Below are 21,819 nucleotides of genomic sequence, written 5' to 3'. Positions count from 1 at the left end.
ATCGTGGAATTCGCTGCTCCGGAGGCCAACGATTGGAGGCGGTGTGCTGGCATCCTTGCTGTTGCAGCGCCTCGTCCCCTTCAAGGCCCACGTGCTGGCCATCGTTCTTCTGCAGCTTGTCCAGACCGGCGCCACGCTCCTCCTGCCCACCTTCAACGCCAAGATCGTCGACGACGGCCTTGTTGCCGGGAACAGCGAGGTGATCCTGCGCCTGGGCGCCTGGATGCTGGTTCTCACGGTCATCCAGGTGCTTGCCGCCGTGCTGGCCGGCTACCTTGGGGCAATTGTCGCCATGAAGATCGGCCGCGGGCTGCGGCAGGAACTCTTCGACAAGATTCACTCCCTGCCCGACCAGGACGTCGCAGCCTTCGGTCCGGCCAGCCTCGTGGTCAGGACCACCAATGACGTCCTGCAACTGCAGAACATCACGGTCCTCGTTTTCAGCATGCTTGTGGCAGCGCCCGTCATGGGCATCGGCGGCGTGATCCTGGCAGTCGAACAGGACGTAGCCCTGTCCTGGATCGTTTTCGCCATCGTTCCCGTGTTGCTGGTCATCATGCTGCTGATAGTCCGCAAGCTCGTCCCGCTGTACCGCGAAGGCCAAGGCTTGGTTGACCGGATCAACGGCGTGCTCCGCGAACAGATCCTGGGGACCGCGATCATCCGGGCCTTTGTCCGCCAGCCGTTTGAGATGAAACGGTTCGAGGCCGCCAACGAGGCGCTGACAAAGAACAATCTCCGTTCTGCCCGGATCGTCGCGGCCATGCTTCCGCTCGTCATGACCGTAGTCAACCTCTCTTCCGCGGGCGTGGTCTGGCTCGGCGGGCACCGCATCATTGCCGGAGACATGCAGCTCGGTGCGCTCACTGCGTTCATCGCCTACATCATGCAGATCCTCCTCGCGATCATGATGGCAATGTACGTGTTAAGCACGGCACCCCGCGCGGCTGTCAGCGCTGAACGCGTCACCGAAGTGCTCAATACGGAATCTGAAAAGGTCCTGCCGGGAAACACTGCCCACGGAACGGCCGCCCGTCCTTCGGCGGAAGGCCTGCGCTTCGACAATGTCGTCTTCGCCTACCCGGGAGCTGAAACCCCCGTGGTGGAAAGCATCACCTTCCACGCTGCTCCGGGAACCACGACGGCGGTCATCGGCTCCACGGGTAGCGGCAAGTCGACCATTGTCAGCCTTGTGCCGAGACTGCTTGAGGCGAGCAGCGGAACCATCTCGCTCAATGGCCGGGATATCGCCGCCGTTCCCCTCGGTGCCTTGCGCAGCCAGCTCGGCGTCGTGCCCCAGGAGACCTGGCTGTTCCGCGGAACCATCGCCGAGAACCTGCGGATTTCACTGCCGTCCGCGAGCGATTCGCAATTGTGGCATGCCCTTGAGACGGCCCAGGCCGCGGATTTCGTGAACGAGTTGCCGCAAGGACTGGAAACCACGTTGTCCCAGGGCGGCGCCGGTCTCTCCGGCGGTCAACGACAGCGCTTATGCATAGCCCGTGCAATCCTGCGCCCCGCATCTGTCTACCTCTTTGACGACAGCTTCTCGGCGCTGGACACAGTGACGGAAGCGAAACTCCGTGCCGCGCTTGAACCGGAACTCCGCGGGGCAACCGTCATCATCGTCGCCCAGCGCGTCAACACCGTGGTGTCGGCGGACCAGATACTGCTCATCGACGAGGGCCGCCTGGTGGCAAAAGGAACGCATGACGAACTTCTTGAGTCCTCGGAGACCTACCGGGAAATCGTCGCGTCCCAGATGGAAACGGAAGAAGCCGCGTGAGCACCGAAGGCGAGCACCCCGGCGTCACAGGGAATCCGTCACGGTCGCTCCTCCGCCTCGTGGGCTTGATGAAGCCCGCCAGGGGCATCATGACCGCGGCGATCCTGTGCATCTGCGGCTTTGTCACGCTCAATGTCGCCGCGCCGAAAATACTGGGCGACGCCACCGACGTCATCGCGGCAGCCGTGTTCGGCGCGCAGTTCGACGCCGGGCGCTTCGTCTTCCTGCTGCTTGTAGCCGCAGGCATGTATTGCGTCACCTCGCTGCTCAGCTGGGTGCAAGGCCGCCTCAACGCCCTCGCCGTGCAGCGGCTCGCGCACGACCTGCGGGAAGCCGTGGAAGCGAAACTGCACCGGCTTCCCGTGGCTTACTACGACGGCCGCACCCGGGGGGACGTCCTGAGCCGTGCCACGAACGACCTCGACAACGTGTCGCAGACACTCAACCAGCTCCTTTCCCAACTCCTGACCTCAACGCTGATGGTCATCGGCTCCCTCGCGATGATGCTGCTGCTCTCGCCGCTCCTTGCCGTCGTGTCCCTCCTGGCTGTTCCGGTATCGGCCTTGGCGTCGATAGTCGTGACCCGACGCTCGCAGAAATACTTCGTCCGGCAATGGGAAGCCACGGGGGACGTGAACTCCCTCGTGGAGGAGACAGCTACCGGTCATGAGACCATCAAGCTTTTCAACGCCCAGTCGGCGATGGCGGTCCGCTTCGCTGACCACAACGACGGGCTTTACGCCGCCAGTTCGAAGGCACAGTTCGCTTCAGGGTTGCTGGTACCCCTCATGGCTTTCGTGTCGAACGCCAGCTATGTGGGGGTCGCGATTGTTGGTGCTCTCCAGTTCCTCGCCGGGGCAATGACTATCGGCGGCATCCAAGCGTTCATCCAATTCAACAGGCTATTCAGCCAACCGCTGGGGCAGATCGGCGGAATGGCCCAGGTCCTGCAGTCCTGCGCAGTTTCCGCCAGCAGGGTCTTCGAGCTGTTGGACGCAGCCGAATTGGCAGGGGAACCGTCGGAGGGCTCCGGTGCCCGCGCCGACGGTTCAAGCTTTGATGCACGGTTTGATCTCCCTTCGGGGAGAGTTGCCTTCGAACGCATCTCCTTCAGCTACCGGCCGGATGCCCCCCTGATCGAGGACCTGTCCTTCCATGTGGAACCGGGGCAGACAGTGGCCATTGTCGGGCACACCGGAGCAGGGAAGACCACCCTGGTCAGCCTCCTCATGCGTTTCCACGAACTCGGCTCCGGAAGGATCACGATCGACGGCGTGGACATCGCCGGCATGGGACGTGATGCACTCCGCCGGAATTTCGGCGTCGTTCTCCAGGATCCCTGGATTTTCACGGGCACCATCCGGGAGAACATCGAGTATGGACTTCCGGGAGCCAGCGAGGCAGACGTCGTGGCCGCAGCCGAGGCGAGCCATGTTGACCACTTTGTCCGCTCGCTCCCCAACGGGTACTCAACCATGCTCAGCAACGGAGGGGAACCCCTCAGCCAGGGCCAGAGGCAATTGCTGAGCATCGCGCGCGCACGGCTCTCCGGCCGCCCCATTCTGATCCTGGACGAGGCGACAAGTTCAGTGGACACCCGCACGGAAGTCCTCATCCGCCAAGCAATGCACAGGCTGCGGAGCAACAAGACGTCATTCGTCATTGCGCACCGCTTGTCCACTATCCGCGACGCTGATCTAATTCTCGTCATGGACCACGGACGGATCGTTGAACACGGCACCCATCATTCGTTGTTGGTGCTTGGCGGGCACTACGCCCACCTGCACGAAGCACAGTTCGCCGCCGGAGGTGGCGGGCTCACCGTGATGCCGGTGAGGTCCGCGAAGCATCGCGCCGAGCACGGGGAGAGGGAAGCAAATGAGCCAGCTTGAGTTTCCCGGTTCGTGGCGTCCCAATCAGTCCAGCACCGTCGCCCTGTACGAACAGCTTCGGCTCCGCATCATCGAGTTGGCCGACGGCGGCACCCTGGCTGTCGGGACCAAGCTTCCCGCGGTGCGCAGCTTGGCCGAACAGTTGGATGTCGCCCCCCACACCGTGGCCCGGGCCTACAAGGAACTTGAAGCGGCCGGGGTGGTCGCCACCCGTGGCCGCAACGGAACAGTCGTGTGCGCCCGGGATGACCGCTGGAGCGCATTGGCAGCCGTGGCTGCGAGCTACTCGGCGGCGGCCAAAGCGCAGGGTGCCAGTTTCGCGGAGGCTGTGCAGCTTCTGGCAGCGGCCTACGACGCCGATTGATACCCGTCGGTAGGCTGCGGGAAGCCACATGGAAATTCGAAGAAGTTTTCGATTAGCATTAGTGGGTGCCTAAAGCCGTAGCTGAAGTCCCCGCCGTCGAATCCTTCGCAAGCGTTTCCGCGCAGCAAGCTGCGCCGTCCGTAAGACATGACCTGTCCCGGCTTGTGGTCAAGGGAGCGCGTGAACACAACTTGCGCAACGTCGATCTCGACCTTCCCCGTGACGCCATGATCGTTTTCACGGGCTTGTCAGGATCGGGTAAGTCGTCCTTGGCCTTCGACACCATCTTCGCCGAGGGCCAGCGCCGGTACGTGGAGTCACTGTCGGCTTATGCCCGCCAGTTCCTGGGCCAAGTCGACAAACCGGACGTGGATTTCATCGAGGGCCTTTCACCGGCGGTGTCCATCGACCAGAAGTCGACGAGCAAGAACCCGCGTTCCACCGTGGGCACCATCACCGAGATCTACGACTACATGCGCCTCCTCTGGGCACGAGTCGGCCGGCCGCATTGCCCGGTATGCCACGAACCGATCACGCGCCAGACGCCGCAGCAGATCGTCGACCAGTTGCTGGAGCTCGAATCCGGCACCCGTTTCCAGATCCTTGCCCCCGTGGTCCGCGGGCGCAAGGGCGAATTCGTCGAGCTCTTCAAAGAGCTCAGCGCGAAGGGATATTCACGCGCCCGGGTTGACGGAGATCTCGTCCAGCTGAGCGATCCGCCCAAGCTCGGCAAGCAATTCAAGCACTCCATTGAAGTGGTTGTGGACCGGCTGGTAGTCAAGGAAGGGATCAGCCAACGGCTGACCGACTCGATCGAAACTGCGCTCGGACTTGCGGAAGGCCGTGTACTGGTCGAGTTCGTGGATCTCGACGCCGAAGACCCCGCACGGATCCGGGCCTTCTCCGAAAACCTTGCGTGCCCCAATGAGCACCCGCTGGCCATCGACGAAATCGAGCCTCGATCCTTCTCGTTCAACAACCCCTTCGGCGCATGTGCGGCCTGCAGCGGTATCGGCACCAAGCTCGAAGTCGATGAAGAGTTGGTGATCCCCAACCCGGAACTTTCCTTGAATCAGGGTGCCATCGCGCCTTGGTCCCTGGGTACTGCCACCACGGAGTATTGGAACCGGCTCCTGGAGGGCCTTGCCCTGGAGCTCGACTTCTCCATGGACACCGCCTGGGAGAAGCTGCCACAGGAAGTGCGACAAACCGTGTTGCATGGCAAGGACCACAAAGTAGTTGTCCAGTACCGCAACAGGTTCGGCCGGGAGCGCAAGTACAGCACCGGCTTCGAAGGCGCCATCCAGTACGTTCACCGCAAGCACGGCGAAACGGACTCCGACTGGGCACGCGACCGCTACGAAGAGTACATGCGGCAGATTCCTTGCCCCGCATGCAACGGTGCCCGGCTTAACCCGGCGTCGCTATCCGTGCTGATCAATGGAAAGTCCATCGCTGAGGTGGCGGCCCTTCCGATGCGTGACTGCGCCGACTTCCTCGGCAGCCTCACGCTCACCGACCGCGAGGCCCAGATCGCCCACCAGGTTCTCAAGGAAATCCAGGCGCGCCTGACATTCCTCCTGGACGTCGGGCTCGAATACCTGAATCTCGAGCGGCCGTCCGGGACCTTGTCCGGCGGTGAAGCCCAGCGCATCCGGCTTGCCACGCAGATCGGCTCCGGGTTGGTCGGCGTCCTGTATGTCCTGGACGAGCCGTCCATCGGGCTGCACCAGAAGGACAACCGCCGCCTCATCGAAACGCTCACCCGGTTGCGAGACCTGGGCAACACGCTGATTGTCGTCGAACACGACGAAGACACCATCCACGAGGCCGACTGGGTAGTGGACATCGGACCCGGCGCCGGCGAGCACGGTGGCCAGGTGGTTCACTCCGGTTCCTACAAGGAACTCTTGGAAAACACGAACTCGCTGACCGGCGACTACTTGTCCGGGCGACGCAAGATCGATATCCCGGCCAAGCGGCGCAAGTATGACAAGAAGCGCGAGCTCAAGGTCATCGGCGCACGCGAAAACAACCTGAACAACGTTGACGCCACCTTCCCGCTGGGCCTCTTCACGGCTGTCACGGGCGTCAGTGGTTCAGGGAAGTCCACCCTGGTGAACGAGATCCTTTACAAGGTTCTTGCCAACAAGCTCAATGGTGCAAAGCAGGTTGCCGGCCGGCATCGTTCGGTGGCAGGCCTTGAGCATCTCGACAAGGTGGTCCACGTGGACCAGAGCCCTATCGGGCGCACTCCACGTTCCAACCCCGCCACCTACACCGGCGTCTTCGACAACATCCGGAAGCTTTTCGCGGAAACCACCGAAGCCAAGGTCCGCGGATACCAGCCTGGCCGCTTCTCCTTCAACGTCAAGGGCGGCCGCTGTGAAGCGTGCTCCGGCGACGGCACCCTGAAGATCGAGATGAACTTCCTGCCGGACGTGTATGTTCCGTGCGAGGTGTGCCATGGCGCCCGGTACAACCGGGAAACCCTCGAGGTCCATTACAAGGGCAAAACCATCGCGGACGTCCTCAACATGCCCATCGAGGAGGGCGCCGAGTTCTTTGCCGCTTTCACCCCAATCGCCCGGCATTTGAATACCCTCGTCGACGTCGGTCTCGGCTATGTCCGGCTCGGTCAGCCCGCCACCACCCTTTCCGGGGGTGAGGCGCAGCGCGTGAAGCTGGCCTCGGAACTGCAGAAGCGTTCGAATGGCCGGAGCGTATATGTCTTGGACGAGCCCACCACGGGCCTCCATTTCGAGGACATCCGCAAGTTGCTCATGGTGCTGCAGGGTTTGGTGGACAAGGGCAACACTGTCATCACCATTGAACACAACCTTGACGTTATCAAGTCCGCCGACTGGATTGTGGACCTTGGCCCCAATGGCGGTTCAGGGGGTGGGCGCATCGTGGCAACGGGCACGCCCGAACAGGTTGCCAAGTCCACGGAAAGCCATACCGCGACCTTCCTGGCGGAGATTCTCGGCTAGTCCTGCGTGATTGGCCGGGGAATATTTCGGGGGCGGCCGAAGTGTTCCTCGGCCGGCATGTGAGTTTCAGGCATGCCTCAACTCGTGAGAAACTAACCCGGTGACTCAAACAATGGTGCCCGTAATCTTTGATCTGGACGGCACCCTTGTCGATCCTGCAGGTGGCATAACCGGCGGCATCGCCGCGGCCCTTGGCGAAATGGGCCTCCGTGTCCCGGAACAAGCCGTGCTGGACTCCATGGTTGGACCCAAGCTCAGCGATTCGCTGGAACACATTGCCGGGGTTCCCGCGGGAAAAGTCGACGAGGTCATTGGGCTTTACCGCAGCTACTACCGTTCCGTCGGAATCGGTCAAAGCCGCCTCTATCCCGGTATCCGTGAGCTCCTGCAGTTCTTCGCGGAGTCGCGGCGGCCGGTTGCCGTGGCCACCCAGAAACCTCAAGGCCTGGCGCATATCGTGTTGGAGCACCACGGCATTGCCGGTTTCTTTGCCTCCATCTGCGGTGCCCCGGACGACGAGTCAATGGCCGCCAATACAGCTCCGGGCAAGGTGGCAATCGTTGGTGCCGCGCTGGCCACGTTGCGTTCCCAGCCTGCGGTGATGGTCGGGGACCGCCACCAGGATGTTGCCGGTGCCATGGCTAACGGACTCGACTGCATCGGGGTCAGTTGGGGATTTGCGCCCGACGGCGAACTTCAAGAGGCGGGCGCCGTGGCCGTCGTGGACAACGCGGCGCAGCTGCTGAAGAAGATCGAAGAACTTGACGCTGTCCGCGCGGCGGCCCTGAGCGAGGTGCAGAACGATGGAAGCCTTTGATGTCATCCGCTGGACCACGCGCGGACTGATTTCCAGCACCTGCCGGCCCACGGTCATCGGGCTGGAAAACGTGCCCAAGGAAGGGCCCTTCATTGTGGCCCCGAACCATTTGTCTTTCCTGGACAGCGTGATTGTCCAGGCCTTGATGCCGCGCCCGGTGGGCTTCTTTGCCAAGGCAGAGTACTTCACGACCAAAGGCTTCAAAGGCCGCGCTATGAAGGCGTTCTTCCAGGCAGTTGGATCCATTCCGGTGGAACGTGGAGAGCAAGCGGCCAGTGTGCAGGCCCTCAAGACCCTCCTGGACATCCTGGAGAACGGCAGGGGCATCGGCATCTATCCGGAGGGAACCCGCTCCCGCGACGGCTTGCTTTACCGCGGACGTACCGGGGTCGGCTGGCTTGCCCTGACCACGGGGGCGCCCGTGGTGCCGGTTGGCCTTATCGGCACGGACAAGCTGCAGCCCGTGGACCGCAACACCGTTCGTCCGCAGCATTTCACCATGAAGGTCGGCGAGCCGCTGTACTTCGAGAAGACCGGTCCGGACCATTCCCTGCCGGCCAGGCGCGAAGTCACTGACAAGATCATGGATGCCATTGCGGTATTGAGCGGCCAGGAACGTTCCACGAGCTACAACCAGAGCAAGTCCGCGGAGTAGCTCGGTGGGCTGATCGGCCCGTACGGGGGAGTGCGATTCCCTTACTAGACTGGATCTGTGGCAGATCCAGCGAGTTATCGACCCCAGACGGGAGAAATCCCCACCACCCCCGGCGTCTATCGGTTCCGGGATCCGCACGGTCGTGTCATCTACGTGGGCAAGGCGAAGAACCTCCGCTCCCGGCTGAACTCGTACTTCGCCAACCCCGCGGGTTTGCTGCCGAAGACGCATGCGATGGTGCACGCGGCCAGCAGCGTCGAATGGACCATGGTGGGCAGCGAGCTTGAGTCGCTTCAGCTCGAATACACCTGGATCAAGGAATTCAAGCCCCGTTTCAACGTCGTCTTCCGCGATGACAAGACCTATCCGTACCTTGCGGTGAGTATGGGGGAGAAGCTCCCGCGGGTCCAGGTCATGCGCGGGGAGCGCCGCAAGGGCACCCGCTACTTCGGGCCGTACACGGCCGGGGCCATCCGCGAAACCATGGACACTTTGCTGCGGGTCTTTCCGGTCCGCAGCTGCAGTCCCGGCGTGCTGAAGCGGGCCCAGGCCAGCGGTCGGCCATGCTTGCTCGGCTACATCGACAAATGCTCGGCCCCGTGTGTCGGCCGTGTCACCGCCGAGGAGCACCGTGCCATTGCTGAAGACTTCTGCTCGTTCATGGGTGGCGAAGCGAAACGCTTCATCACCCGCCTCGAAAAGGACATGGGCGCCGCCGTCGCAGAGCTGGACTACGAACGGGCAGCGCGGCTCCGGGACGACATCATCGCCCTCCGCAAAGTGTTCGAGCGCAACGCCGTCGTGCTTTCCGAAGACACCGACGCGGATGTCTTCGCCCTGCACGACGACGACCTCGAGGCTTCCGTGCAGGTATTCCACGTCAGGGGCGGCCGGGTACGCGGCCAGCGGGGCTGGGTCGTGGAAAAAGTCGAAGACGCCACCACTCCGGAGCTCATCGAGCACCTCCTGCAGCAGGTCTACGGAGAGGACAGCGACAACCAGGGCCGTATTCCGCGCGAAGTCCTCGTGCCGGAGATTCCGAGCAACCATGACGAACTGCTTGAATGGCTAGGCGGCCTCCGGGGCGCCAAGGTGGATATCAGGGTGCCGCAGCGCGGTGACAAGGCCGCGCTTATGTCCACCGTCCGCGAAAACGCCGAACAGGCGCTGAAGCTTCACAAAGTCCGGCGGGCCGGCGATATCACCGTCCGCTCCCAGGCGCTCCAGGAACTGCAGGAAGCGCTCGAGCTTCCCGTGCCGCTGCTCCGGATCGAGTGCTACGACATTTCCCATGTGCAGGGCACCAACGTGGTTGCGTCGATGGTGGTGGTGGAGGACGGTCTCCCCAAGAAGGCCGACTACAGGAAGTTCTCCATCACGGGCGCGGCGGCAAGCGACGACACCGCTGCGATGCACGACGTTCTTACCAGGCGCTTCAGGCACTACCTGCAGGATAAATCCGCCCAGCTTCCCAAGAGCGGAGAGGTTCCGAACTCCGGCGCCGGGGAGCCGTCGCCGGATGACCCTGCCCTCACGGGAGCCAAGGCGAGATTCGCCTATCCGCCGAACCTCGTCGTCGTCGACGGCGGGCAGCCTCAGGTGAATGCCGCCGCGAGGGCACTCGCGGAACTGGGGATCGACGACGTCTACGTCGTGGGCCTGGCCAAGCGGCTCGAAGAAGTCTGGTTGCCGGACAGCGACTTCCCGGTGATTCTGCCCCGCACTTCGCAGGGGCTCTACTTGCTCCAGCGCATCCGCGACGAAGCCCACCGCTTCGCCATCACCTTCCATCGGCAGAAGCGTGGAAAGGCGATGACGGTGTCCGCACTCGACGGCGTTCCGGGCCTCGGCGAAGCTAAACGGAAGGCGCTCGTGGCGCATTTCGGTTCCCTCAAGAAGATCAAAGCCGCGACAGCCCTTGAGCTCACGGCCGCGAAGGGGATCGGCCCGGCATTGGCGGATGCCGTCGTCAGCCATCTGGCGGCAGCCGGCGCCTCCGGAGAGGCCGCTCCTGCCGTGAACATGACCACCGGCGAAATCCTTGAAATTTAGCTAGGGTAATAAGCGGACCCCTCCAGAAGGTGGTCCGCCTTGGAGCATCCCAGAAACTTTGGACCATCTCAGAAACGGGGACACTTGATGTCAGAGTCAACAGCAGGATCCGGCGCGGAGCAGGACGGTCTCATCCCCGTCAAGCCTGTCGAAGCGGAACTGCTGGTGGTGACTGGCATGTCCGGAGCAGGCCGCAGCACCGCCTCGGACGCCCTGGAAGACCACGGCTGGTACGTCGTCGAAAACCTTCCGCCGCAGATGCTGGGGACGCTTGCCGAAATCGTCTCGCACGCGCCCCAGTCCATCCCCAAGCTCGCCGTCGTCGTCGATGTGCGCAGCAAAGGGCTCTTCACCGACATCAGGACGGCGCTTGGCGCCCTCAGCGCCAGCGGAATCACCTTCCGCGTCCTCTTCCTCGACGCCAGCGACAACGTCCTGGTGCGGCGCTTTGAGCAGGGCCGCCGCCCGCATCCGCTCCAAGGTGGCGGCCGGATCCTGGACGGCATCGCGGCGGAACGCGACGTCCTGAAGGAACTCCGGGAATCGGCGGACGTGGTCCTGGACACGAGTACGTACAACGTCCATGGCCTGGCAACCGCCATCACCGAACTTTTCACCGACACGGGCCCTGTCGCTTTGCGCTTGAACGTCATGAGCTTCGGCTTCAAATACGGCCTGCCCGTGGACGCCAACTTCGTTGCGGATGCACGTTTCATCCCCAACCCGCACTGGGTTCCGAAATTGCGTCCGCACACGGGACTCGACGCCGATGTCAGCGATTATGTGCTGGGTGCCGCGGGCGTGAAGGACTTCGTTGACCGCTACGTCCTTGCCTTGGAACCCGTCCTGGACGGCTATCGGACCGAAAACAAGCACTACGCCACCATTGCTGTCGGTTGCACGGGCGGGAAGCACCGTTCGGTCGCGGTCGCCGTCGAACTTTCCAAGCGGCTGGCGCAATATCCCCGCGTCACCGTCACCACAAGCCACCGCGATCTGGGTCGCGAGTAATGGGGGTCCTGACCGGACCCCTGCCGCTGGTTCCACCGAAGGGCACCCCGGGCAGCCAGCCCGCCAAGGGCCCCTCGGTTGTGGCGCTGGGCGGCGGACACGGCCTTTCCGCGTCGTTGTCGGCGTTGCGGCTCCTGACATCCGAGCTCACCGCGATTGTCACCGTTGCCGACGACGGCGGATCCTCCGGGCGGCTGCGTGAAGAGTACGGCGTCCTTCCGCCGGGCGATCTTCGAATGGCGCTGAGCGCCCTTTGTGACGACACCGATTGGGGGCGCACCTGGCGGGATGTCATGCAGCATCGCTTCAGGACTCCAAACGGTCGCAGGGGCTCCTTGGACGATCACGCCATGGGAAACCTGCTCATTGTTACCCTCTGGGAGCTTCTGGGCGACGCCGTGGCTGGATTGAAATGGGCAGGCGCCCTTTTGGGTGCCCGTGGCCAGGTCCTCCCGATGTCCACGCAACCGCTGAACATCGAGGGCGATGTCCGAGTCCCCTTGCCGGGAGGCGGGTACGAGTTCAAGGCCGTCAAAGGCCAGGCCAAGTGCGCCGTCGCCGGATCCCTCGAAAACGTCAGGCTCCTCCCGGATGACGCGCGCGCCTGCATTGAAGCGCTGACTGCCATCGAGCTTGCGGACTGGATCATTCTGGGTCCCGGATCCTGGTACACGTCCGTGCTGCCGCATCTGCTGCTGCCCGAAATGCGCCAGGCCCTGTGCGACACTCCGGCCAAACGCTGCCTCACCATGAACCTCGCCATGGACACCAAGGAAACCTCCGGGATGTCCGCCGCGGACCACCTGGATGCCCTGCGCCACTACGCGCCGGAGTTCAGTGTGGACGTTGTCCTGGCCGATCCCTCCTCGATATCGGACCTCAAGGAGTTCGAACGCGCTGCCGGGATGATCGGTGCAGAGGTGGTCTTGGGTAAAGTGGGGGCGTCGAGCCGCCGTCCAGTCCACGACCCGCTGCGTCTGGCATCGGCGTATCACGATATCTTCGGGAATAGTTAGGAACATGCGATGGCACTGACCGCATCGGTCAAGGAAGAACTTTCCCGGCTGGACATCAAGAAGTCGTCCGTCCGCAAGGCCGAAGTCTCGGCCATGCTGCGTTTTGCCGGCGGACTGCACATCATTTCGGGCCGAATCGTGATCGAGGCAGAGGTTGACCTCGCGTCAACGGCACGGAGGCTGCGCGCCGCGATCGCCGAAGTCTACGGGCACCAGAGCGAGATCATCGTCGTGTCCGGCGGGGGACTCCGTCGCGGTAGCCGCTATGTTGTCCGAGTAGTGCGCGACGGCGAGGCCCTGGCCCGCCAGACCGGCCTCCTGGACGGCCGCGGACGGCCTGTACGTGGCTTGCCGTCCGCCGTCGTCAACGGTTCGGCTTCGGACGCCGAAGCGGTGTGGCGCGGCGCGTTCCTGGCTCACGGATCCCTCACCGAACCCGGCCGGTCCTCTTCGCTCGAGGTCACGTGTCCCGGGCCGGAATCGGCGCTTGCCCTGGTGGGGGCCGCCCGTCGCCTCGGCATCCAGGCCAAGGCCCGGGAAGTGCGCGGCGTGGATCGCGTGGTCATCCGTGACGGTGACACCATCGCTGCGCTGCTCACCCGGATGGGCGCCCATGACGCCCTCATGGTGTGGGAGGAGCGCCGCATGCGGAAGGAAGTCCGGGCCACGGCCAACCGCCTCGCGAACTTTGACGACGCCAACCTGCGCCGATCGGCCCAGGCCGCAGTCGCGGCCGGCGCCCGCGTGGACAGGGCCCTGGAAATCCTGGGCGACGACGTTCCCGACCACCTCAAGTACGCTGGTGAACTCCGTGTGGCCCACAAACAGGCCAGCCTGGATGAATTGGGCCGGCTTGCCGATCCGCCCATGACAAAGGACGCCATCGCGGGGAGGATCCGCCGGCTTCTGGCCATGGCGGACAAGCGGGCCGGCGACCTGGGGATCCCGGGTACCGAGGCAAATGTGACCCCCGAAATGATGGACGAATAAAGCTCCCGCCCTAGAATCGTCAGGGTGTAGATTTCCGGCCGGTTCGCCGGCCGGATGAACAAAACGAGAGTTACCAACCGGACCCCGGTCCACTACATTGGAGGATTTCGTGACAGAGTACGTACTGCCCGAGCTCGGCTACGACTACGCATCACTTGAGCCGCACATTTCGGCGAAGATCATGGAGCTGCACCACAGCAAGCACCACGCTGCCTATGTAGCAGGCGCCAACAACGCTTTGGCCCAGTTGGCCGAGGCGCGCGACAAGGGCGACTTCGCCAACATCAACCGCCTCTCCAAGGACCTCGCGTTCCACACCGGTGGCCACATCAACCACTCCGTGTTCTGGAACAACATCTCCCCGGACGGCGGCGACAAGCCCGAGGGTGAGCTGGCTGCAGCCATTGACGACGCCTTCGGCTCTTTCGATGCCTTCCGTGCCCAGTTCTCGGCAGCCGCGCTCGGCCTGCAGGGATCCGGCTGGGGCTTCCTCGCCTACGAGCCCATCGGCGGCAACCTCCTCATCGAGCAGCTCTACGACCAGCAGGGCAATGTCGCAGTCGGCACAACCCCGCTGCTCATGCTGGACATGTGGGAGCACGCTTTCTACCTGGACTACGTCAACGTCAAGGCTGACTACGTCAAGGCCTTCTGGAACATCGTCAACTGGGCAGACGTCGCGAAGCGCTTCGAAGCGGCCCGCGCGAACGCCACCGGGCTGATCGTTCTCTAGGGAACTCCGTCCCGAATCGGTGAGTGACGCGGAATACACAGGAATGTAACAAACTTCACATTCAGGTGAATTTCGCCCAAATACCGGATTGTCTGCCCCCGCAGTTGCGGGGGCAGACGTAGTTAAACGTAAGATGGGTCACGGAAGGCGGTTAGCCTTCAGCAATGTGGCTGGTCGCCCTCCGATCTGATAATCACTTCTGCCCAAAGATGTGCGGGAATTGTTAGTTGGAATCAAGATCCGACTCACTAGGTGTGCTTGCAAGAGCACCAAGGAGACTGAATAGTGACCACCCGTATTGGTATCAACGGCTTTGGCCGCATCGGCCGCAACTACTTCCGCGCAGCACTCGCCCAGGGTGCGGACCTCGAAATTGTTGCGGTCAACGACCTCACGAGTCCCGAGGCGCTTGCCCACCTTTTGAAGTACGACTCCGTCGGCGGCCGCCTGACCCAGTCGGTTGAAGTCAAAGAGGGCAACCTCATTGTCGACGGCAACATCATCAAGGTCCTTGCAGAGCGCGATCCTGCGAACCTCCCCTGGGGCGAACTGGGCGTTGACATCGTCATCGAGTCCACCGGCTTCTTTACCAAGGCTGCCGCCGCACAGAAGCACATCGATGCAGGTGCCAAGAAGGTCCTGATCTCCGCTCCTGCGTCGGACGAAGACATCACCATCGTCATGGGCGTCAACCACGAGCTCTACGACCCCGCAACCCACCACATCATTTCCAACGCTTCCTGCACCACCAACTGCCTCGGCCCGCTGGCCAAGGTCGTCAACGACGCCTTCGGCATCGAGCGCGGCCTCATGACCACGGTCCACGCCTACACGGCAGACCAGAACCTGCAGGACGGTCCGCACAGCGACCTTCGCCGTGCCCGCGCCGCAGCGATCAACATGGTTCCCACCTCCACGGGTGCTGCCAAAGCGATCGGCCTCGTGCTTCCGGAGCTCAAGGGCAAGCTCGACGGCTACGCCATCCGCGTTCCGGTCCCGACCGGTTCCGCCACGGACCTGACTGTCACGGTTTCCCGCGAAGTGACCGTTGAGGAAGTCAACGCAGCGCTCAAGGCTGCCTCCGAGACCGAGCAGTTCAAGGGCATCCTCAGCTACACGGCGGATCCGATCGTCTCTTCGGACATCGTCGGCGATCCCTCTTCTTCGATCTTCGACTCCGGCCTCACCAAGGTCATCGGCAACCAGGTCAAGGTTGTTTCCTGGTATGACAACGAATGGGGCTACTCCAACCGCCTCGTTGACCTCACGGAGCTCGTCGCATCCAAGCTGGGCTAGGGTAGACACATGACATCTCACACCCTCAACGAACTGATCGCTGAAGGTGTCCGCGGGCGGTACATTCTTGTCAGAAGTGACTTGAATGTGCCGCTCGACGGCTCTACAGTGACCGACGACGGCCGCATCAAGGCCTCCCTCCCGGTCATCGAAAAGCTCTCGGACGCCGGTGCCCGCGTGCTCGTCACGGCCCACCTGGGACGCCCCAAGGGCTCTCCCGAGGCCAAGTATTCGCTCAAGCCCGCTGTGGCGCGGCTTGCGGAGCTCGCGCCATTCAAGGTCCAGCTCGCGGAAGACACCGTTGGTGAGTCCGCCAAGGAGCTGGCCGGGTCCCTGGACGACGGAGACGTCCTGGTCCTGGAGAACGTCCGCTTCGACGCCCGCGAAACCAGCAAGGACGACGCCGAGCGCGGCGCCTTCGCCGATGAACTCGTAGCGCTGACCGGTGACAATGGTGCGTTCGTGGATGACGCCTTCGGTGCCGTCCACCGCAAGCATGCCAGCGTGTACGACGTCGCCACCAGGCTTCCTTCCTACCAGGGGGACCTCGTCCACACCGAGGTGGAGGTTCTTCGCAAACTCACCACGGATACCCAGCGCCCGTACGTCGTGGTTCTCGGCGGCTCCAAGGTCTCGGACAAGCTCGCCGTGATCGACAACCTCCTGGGCAAGGCTGACACCATCCTCGTCGGTGGTGGAATGCTCTTTACGTTCCTCGCAGCGGTTGGTCACAAGGTGGCGGGCAGCTTGCTTGAAGCTGACCAGATCCCGGTGGTCCAGGACTACCTCAAGCGCGCTTCCGACGCCGGTACCGCCTTCGTCATCCCCACCGACGTGGTGGTCGCAAGCCGCTTTGCTGCTGACGCTGAACACGAAGTGGTCGCCGCAGACGCGATCGAGGACAGTTCGTTCGGTGCCTCCGGGATTGGCCTGGACATCGGACCGCTATCCGCGGCAGCTTTCGCCGAACAGATCAAGGCTGCCAAGACGGTGTTCTGGAACGGACCCATGGGCGTTTTTGAATTCGAAGCTTTCTCGGGCGGCACCCGTGCCATCGCCCAGGCTTTGACCGAGACGCCGGCATTCACCGTGGTGGGCGGCGGCGACTCCGCCGCGGCCGTCCGGACCCTCGGCTTTGAGGACTCCCAGTTCGGACACATTTCCACCGGCGGCGGCGCCAGCCTGGAATACCTCGAAGGCAAGGATCTTCCCGGCCTGAGCGTTCTGGACCGCTAAGGCCAGACGGCCGGCGGGGCGCCCTTCCTGGAAGGCAAGCGCCCCGCCGGCTCCCCTATCTCAACGCATCTTTGGAGCACACGTGACAAATTCTGCCAACGGAAACTTCATCCGCAAGCCCTTCATTGCCGGCAACTGGAAGATGAACATGGACCACGTCCAGGGCATCACCCTGCTGCAGAAGCTCGCATGGACCCTGTCCGATGCCAAGCACGATTACAGCCGGGTGGAGGTTTCCGTCTTCCCGCCGTTTACCGACCTGCGCGGTGTGCAGACCCTGGTTCAGGGCGACGAGCTGGACGTCGTCTACGGTGGACAGGACCTTTCGCAGTTCGACTCCGGAGCGTACACCGGCGACATTTCAGGCCAGTTCCTCAACAAGCTCGGTTGCGCCTATGTCCTGGTAGGCCACAGCGAACGCCGCACCATCCACAACGAGGACGACCAGGTCCTCAATGCGAAGGTCAAAGCAGCCTTCCGCCACGACGTTACGCCGGTCCTGTGTGTCGGCGAGGGCCTTGAGATCCGGCGGGCCGGCACCCACGTGGAGCACACGCTGGCCCAATTGCGCGCCGGCGTCGAAGGCCTCACGGCAGATCAAGCGGGCGAACTGGTTGTTGCGTACGAGCCTGTTTGGGCCATCGGGACGGGCGAAGTCGCGGGTCCCGAAGACGCGCAAGAGATGTGCGCCGCGATCCGTTCAGAGCTCGCATCCTTGTTCGACGATGCCGTGGGCGCCAAGACCCGACTCCTCTACGGTGGTTCGGTCAAGGCCAACAACGCGGCAGCGATCATGGCCGAAAGCGATGTCGACGGTCTGCTGGTGGGTGGCGCGAGCCTGGACCCCGCCGAGTTTGCTAACATTGTCAGGTTCGAGAGCCACCTCAGCGCGGCTTAGTCCGTTTTAGGTTCCGCTCCCGTTTTCCGTTCTTCTGAAAGGCCGTCGTGGACGTTCTTCAAGTCATTCTGCAGATCCTGCTGGGCATTACCAGCCTTCTGCTGACGCTGCTCATCCTCCTCCATAAGGGGCGTGGCGGCGGGTTGTCCGATATGTTTGGCGGTGGCATGAGCTCAGGATTGAGTTCTTCAGGTGTCGCAGAGCGAAACCTCAACCGCTTCACCATCGTCTTGGGCTGCACTTGGGGCGTCGTGATCATTGGACTTGGCCTCATCATGCGTTTCACCGCGGGCGGAGACTCCTAGCACTGCCGCCGTCGGATCCTCGCACTAGAGGTGTCCTCTCATTAGACTAGGCTGCATGGCCTTCAGCGCCATGCAGCCGAACTCTCAAGGGGATCGACGATGGTTCATGGTACTTCAGGATTCCGGGGCACACGTGCCGGCGTAACAGCCGGATCGGCCCCGAGGAACCAATCCGACTCTGTAGTCGGCGAAAGCTTGCCGCGTATTCGTGTTCCCTATTGGTGCGCCAAGGGACATGAAACGCGGCTTGTTTTCATTAAGCTCCCGGAAGATCAAATCCCGATCCAATGGGACTGCCCGAAATGTGGCCTGGTTGCCGTCCGCGAACAGGCCGAAGCCACCATGGAACGTGCGGACGAAGAAGTCTTCAAGAGCCACCTGGACTACGTTAAAGAAAGACGCTCCAGCCAGGACGCGGAAATTGTCCTGGCTGGAGCGCTCAAGCGGTTACGCGCCCGCGGGGTCCTTACGGACGAGCTGCTGGGGGACACGTGAGGCTGCATTCTCATCGATGAGCCATAGGGTCCTCGAGCGGCCACTGGGACCGGAGGCGGGAACCTGGACCGGGTTGGCGCCTGCGAGGGCCAGTCCGACGGCTCCGGCCTTGTCCTCGCCGGCCACAACCATCCAGATTTCCTGGGCTGAGTTGATCGCGGGCAAGGTCAGTGAAATCCTCGAAGGAGGTGGCTTGGGGGAGTTCTCGACCCCCACGACCGTACGGTCCTTCACGCGGATGCCCGCTTGCTCCGGGAAGAGCGAGGCGATGTGCGCATCCGGACCCACACCAAGCAGCAGGATGTCGAATCGAGGCAACTCGCCGGCCTCCTCGGGGCGGTTGTCCGAAGTGTCCGCGGCGTGCTCGGCAACGGCCGCAGCCTTGAGCCGGGCCGCGTAGTCCGCAGCGGCCTCGTCCGCACTGGCGAACTCATCAGAAGAACCCGGTTCGTGCACGCGATCCGGGTCCACCGGCAGGCTGGAGAGCAGTGCCTCACGCGCCTGTACGGTGTTGCGGTCTGTGCTGTCCTTGCCAACGAAGCGCTCGTCACCCCACCAGAAGTTCACCCGGGACCAGTCAACGGCGGGCGCCGCGGGCGAGTCGGCAACCGCTTTCAGGGTGCCGATGCCCACGGTTCCGCCGGTGAGGACCACAGTGGCTTCGCCGTGCTTGTCCTGGACGTCCACCAGCTTGGTGATGAGCCGTGCTGCGATCGCGGCCATAAGGACGGCGGAGTCGGGATGGATGCTTACTCTTGGGTCAGCGCTCACTGGGACAGTCACTCCTTGCTATTGGTTCGGGGCAGTCCCATAGTAATCACTTCTCCGAAGACATCGTCCGGATCGAGGCGGCGCAGTTCTTCGGCGAGGCAGTCTTTGAGGCTGCGGCGGGGGAGTGATATCCGCTGGGCGGGCTGGCCCGGCTGGGTCAGTTCCGCGATGGTGAGGCCGGGACGGACCAGTTGGACGTCGCCGGTGGCGCGGCTCAGGCGTACCCTGCGGATGCCTGTTCCTGCCGGGTCGGCGACGATCTGGACCGGAGCGTCGAGGAACAGGGTGAGCCAGGCGGCAAGCAGCAAGGTGCTGGGCGAGTCCGAAGCGCCTTCGACGGCGATGGCCGTGACGGGCGATTCGTCGACCTGGTCCAGGGCTGCCGCGAGTTGCAGGCGCCAGTTGGTCAGCCGGGTCCAGGCGAGGTCAGTATCGCCTGCCCGGTAGGTTTTCCGGATCCGGGCCAGTGCTGCAGCGGGGTCGGCCTCGTTGGCGGAGTCCGTGATGCGCCTGTGCGCGATGCGTCCGATGGAGGTTTCGCAGGCGTTCTCGGGTGCTCCGTGCGGCCACCAGGCCACGATCGGCGCGTCGGGCAGGAGCAGTGCCGCGACGAGGGATTCGCTTTCCTTGGCGAGCTCGCCGTAGCCGCGCAGCACGATGACTTCTGATGCTCCGGCGTCCCCGCCCACCCGGATCTGGGCGTCGAGGCGGTTGGGCGCTTCGCTCCCGGCGTCCGCGAGGACGATGATGCGGCAGGGGTGTTCCCGGCTGGCCTCGTTGGCTGCCTCGATGGCTTCTTCCTCGAGACCGGACTTGGTGACGACCACGAGGGTCAGGACGCGTCCGAGGGCGATCACGCCTCCCTGCTCGCGCAGGGAGGTGATCTTCTTGGAGATCTTGGAGGTGGTGGTATCGGGAAGATCTACGATCATGGCCTTCTCCAGGTTCGTCCGTCGCGGGCAAGCAGCTCGTCGGCCGAGGCCGGCCCCCAGCTGCCGGGGGCATAGGGTTCGGGCTGTTCGTCGAGTCCGGCCCAGTATTCTTCGAAGGGGTCCAGGATCTTCCAGGACTCCTCGACTTCCTGGTGCCGCGGGAAGAGCGGAGGCTCGCCCAGCAGGACGTCCAGGATGAGGCGTTCGTAGGCCTCGGGGCTGGACTCCGTGAAGGAGTGTCCGTAGCCGAAGTCCATAGTGACATCGCGGACTTCCATCTGCGTGCCCGGGACCTTGGAGCCGAAGCGGATGGTCGCGCCCTCGTCGGGCTGGACGCGGATGACCACGGCATTCTGGCCGAAGTCGTCCTCGCCGTGGCCGCGGAAGAGCAGGTTGGGCGCCCGCTTGAACACCACGGCGATTTCCGTGACGCGCCGGCCAAGCCGTTTGCCGGCCCGCAGGTAGAACGGGGCCCCGGCCCAGCGCCGGGTGTTGATGTCCAGGCGGATGGCCGCAAAGGTTTCCGTCTTGGAATCGGCCGGAATGCCCTCTTCCTCGAGGTAACCCTGCACCAGCTCGCCGCCCTGCCAGCCGCCGGTGAACTGGCCGCGGGCCGAGTGGGTGGACAGGTCTTCGGGGAGCCTGACCGCTGCCAGGACCTTTTCCTTTTCGGCACGCAGGTCATCGGCGTTGAACGAGATGGGCTCCTCCATCGCCGTCAGGGCCAGCAGCTGCAGGAGGTGGTTCTGGATGACGTCGCGGGCCGCGCCCACGCCGTCGTAATATCCCGCCCGCCCACCGGTGCCGATGTCCTCGGCCATGGTGATCTGGACGTGGTCCACGTAGTTGGCGTTCCAGAGCGGCTCGAACAGCTGGTTGGCGAAGCGCAGGGCCAGGATGTTCTGCACCGTCTCCTTGCCCAGGTAGTGGTCGATCCGGAAGACCGCGTCCGGCGGGAAGACGGACTCAACGATGTCGTTGAGCTTGCGCGCGGACTCCAGGTCGTGGCCGAAGGGCTTCTCGATGACCACCCGGCGCCACTGGCCATCGCCGGCCTGCGCCAGTCCGTGCTTGGACAGCTGGCGGCAGACCTGCTCGAAGGCCTTGGGCGGAATGGACAGGTAGAACCCGTGATTCCCGCGGGTGCCGCGGGTCTCGTCCAGTTCGTCAAGGGTGGCGCTGAGGCGCTTGAACGCCTGGTCGTCGTCGAACTCTCCCTGGACAAAGCGGATGCCCTCGGAGAGCTGGTTCCAGACGGCGTCGTCGAACGGGGTGCGGGAGTGCGCCTTGACGTTCTCCTTGACCTCGTCCGCGAAGTCCTCGTTGCTCCAGTCCCGCCGGCCGAAGCCGACGAGCGCGAAGCTCGGCGGCAACAGCCCGCGGTTGGCGAGGTCATAAACCGCCGGCATGAGTTTCTTTCGGGCAAGGTCGCCGGTGACTCCGAAGAACACCAATGATGAAGGCCCTGCGATGCGGTTCAGGCGCCGGTCCCGAGGATCCCGGAGGGGATTGCGGTGGCTTGCCTTTCCGGTGGACCTGTAACCGATTTCAGTTTCTGGCATGTTTGGGTTTGTGCC

At 63.5% G+C, this 21,819-nt stretch carries 19 protein-coding genes; 16 read left to right on the top strand and 3 right to left on the bottom strand.

Annotated elements, in window-relative coordinates:
- Positions 1-43: 43 nt before the first annotated feature.
- From AB4Z38_RS10870 to AB4Z38_RS10795, 16 genes are all read left to right on the top strand, one after another.
- Entirely contained in the window at positions 44-1,786 is a 1,743-nt protein-coding gene (locus AB4Z38_RS10870) for an ABC transporter ATP-binding protein (RefSeq protein ID WP_441429710.1), read from the top strand.
- 89 nt (positions 1,787-1,875) lie between these two features.
- Complete coding sequence (locus tag AB4Z38_RS10865; protein ID WP_441429766.1) at positions 1,876-3,678, top strand: ABC transporter ATP-binding protein; 1,803 nt, start codon at positions 1,876-1,878, stop codon at positions 3,676-3,678.
- Positions 3,665-4,042 (top strand): GntR family transcriptional regulator, encoded by a 378-nt coding sequence (locus tag AB4Z38_RS10860; RefSeq protein ID WP_441429709.1) that lies wholly within the window; start codon positions 3,665-3,667, stop codon positions 4,040-4,042. Before AB4Z38_RS10865 ends, AB4Z38_RS10860 begins: the two co-directional genes overlap by 14 nt.
- 65 nt (positions 4,043-4,107) lie before the next feature.
- Entirely contained in the window at positions 4,108-7,035 is a 2,928-nt protein-coding gene (gene uvrA / locus AB4Z38_RS10855; RefSeq protein WP_441429708.1) for an excinuclease ABC subunit UvrA, read from the top strand.
- 112 nt (positions 7,036-7,147) lie between these two features.
- A complete protein-coding gene (locus AB4Z38_RS10850; protein WP_268818955.1) occupies positions 7,148-7,852 on the top strand; it encodes an HAD hydrolase-like protein in 705 nt (234 codons plus the stop codon).
- On the top strand, positions 7,839-8,507 hold the full coding sequence (locus AB4Z38_RS10845) for a lysophospholipid acyltransferase family protein (RefSeq protein WP_059389285.1): 669 nt from the start codon (positions 7,839-7,841) through the stop codon (positions 8,505-8,507). The genes AB4Z38_RS10850 and AB4Z38_RS10845 overlap by 14 nt, the downstream gene beginning before the upstream one ends.
- 57 nt (positions 8,508-8,564) lie before the next feature.
- Positions 8,565-10,559, top strand: a complete 1,995-nt coding sequence (gene uvrC, locus AB4Z38_RS10840; RefSeq protein ID WP_441429707.1) for an excinuclease ABC subunit UvrC — start codon at positions 8,565-8,567, stop codon at positions 10,557-10,559.
- A gap of 87 nt (positions 10,560-10,646) precedes the next feature.
- Complete coding sequence (rapZ, locus tag AB4Z38_RS10835) at positions 10,647-11,570, top strand: RNase adapter RapZ (RefSeq protein ID WP_234749478.1); 924 nt, start codon at positions 10,647-10,649, stop codon at positions 11,568-11,570.
- Positions 11,570-12,586, top strand: a complete 1,017-nt coding sequence (locus tag AB4Z38_RS10830; RefSeq protein WP_441429706.1) for a gluconeogenesis factor YvcK family protein — start codon at positions 11,570-11,572, stop codon at positions 12,584-12,586. The genes rapZ and AB4Z38_RS10830 overlap by 1 nt, the downstream gene beginning before the upstream one ends.
- A 9-nt stretch (positions 12,587-12,595) precedes the next feature.
- Positions 12,596-13,576 (top strand): DNA-binding protein WhiA, encoded by a 981-nt coding sequence (gene whiA, locus AB4Z38_RS10825; RefSeq protein WP_133202987.1) that lies wholly within the window; start codon positions 12,596-12,598, stop codon positions 13,574-13,576.
- A 109-nt stretch (positions 13,577-13,685) separates the two neighbouring features.
- Complete coding sequence (locus AB4Z38_RS10820; protein WP_441429705.1) at positions 13,686-14,309, top strand: superoxide dismutase; 624 nt, start codon at positions 13,686-13,688, stop codon at positions 14,307-14,309.
- A 285-nt stretch (positions 14,310-14,594) separates the two neighbouring features.
- Positions 14,595-15,605 carry a type I glyceraldehyde-3-phosphate dehydrogenase gene (gap, locus tag AB4Z38_RS10815; protein ID WP_441429704.1) on the top strand — a complete coding sequence of 337 codons (1,011 nt, stop codon included), beginning with the start codon at positions 14,595-14,597 and terminating at the stop codon, positions 15,603-15,605.
- Between the two features lie 9 nt (positions 15,606-15,614).
- Complete coding sequence (locus AB4Z38_RS10810; RefSeq protein ID WP_441429703.1) at positions 15,615-16,841, top strand: phosphoglycerate kinase; 1,227 nt, start codon at positions 15,615-15,617, stop codon at positions 16,839-16,841.
- Positions 16,842-16,923: 82 nt separating this feature from the next.
- Positions 16,924-17,739: a triose-phosphate isomerase gene (gene tpiA / locus AB4Z38_RS10805; protein ID WP_441429702.1), complete on the top strand. Its 816-nt coding sequence runs from the start codon at positions 16,924-16,926 to the stop codon at positions 17,737-17,739.
- 47 nt (positions 17,740-17,786) lie between these two features.
- Complete coding sequence (gene secG / locus AB4Z38_RS10800) at positions 17,787-18,044, top strand: preprotein translocase subunit SecG (RefSeq protein ID WP_059389278.1); 258 nt, start codon at positions 17,787-17,789, stop codon at positions 18,042-18,044.
- A 99-nt stretch (positions 18,045-18,143) separates the two neighbouring features.
- On the top strand, positions 18,144-18,539 hold the full coding sequence (locus AB4Z38_RS10795; RefSeq protein ID WP_441429701.1) for an RNA polymerase-binding protein RbpA: 396 nt from the start codon (positions 18,144-18,146) through the stop codon (positions 18,537-18,539).
- Here the strand turns inward: AB4Z38_RS10795 and pgl are convergent.
- The 3 genes from pgl to zwf are packed head-to-tail and all read right to left on the bottom strand — an operon-like array spanning position 18,492 to position 21,804.
- A complete protein-coding gene (gene pgl, locus AB4Z38_RS10790; RefSeq protein ID WP_441429700.1) occupies positions 18,492-19,310 on the bottom strand; it encodes a 6-phosphogluconolactonase in 819 nt (272 codons plus the stop codon). The two genes, AB4Z38_RS10795 and pgl, sit on opposite strands and share 48 nt — an antisense overlap.
- 8 nt (positions 19,311-19,318) lie before the next feature.
- Positions 19,319-20,242 carry a glucose-6-phosphate dehydrogenase assembly protein OpcA gene (locus tag AB4Z38_RS10785; protein WP_441429699.1) on the bottom strand — a complete coding sequence of 308 codons (924 nt, stop codon included), beginning with the start codon at positions 20,240-20,242 and terminating at the stop codon, positions 19,319-19,321.
- The gene (gene zwf, locus AB4Z38_RS10780) at positions 20,239-21,804 is read right to left on the bottom strand and encodes a glucose-6-phosphate dehydrogenase (RefSeq protein ID WP_441429698.1); all 1,566 of its coding nucleotides are present in this window, start codon (positions 21,802-21,804) and stop codon (positions 20,239-20,241) included. Before zwf ends, AB4Z38_RS10785 begins: the two co-directional genes overlap by 4 nt.
- Positions 21,805-21,819: the final 15 nt, after the last annotated feature.

Origin of the sequence: Arthrobacter sp. 2RAF6 (genome assembly GCF_052115205.1) — a bacterium.
Classification (GTDB): domain Bacteria; phylum Actinomycetota; class Actinomycetes; order Actinomycetales; family Micrococcaceae; genus Arthrobacter.
Note: the sequence above shows the minus strand (reverse complement) of the source record. Positions and strands in the feature narration are given on the sequence as shown.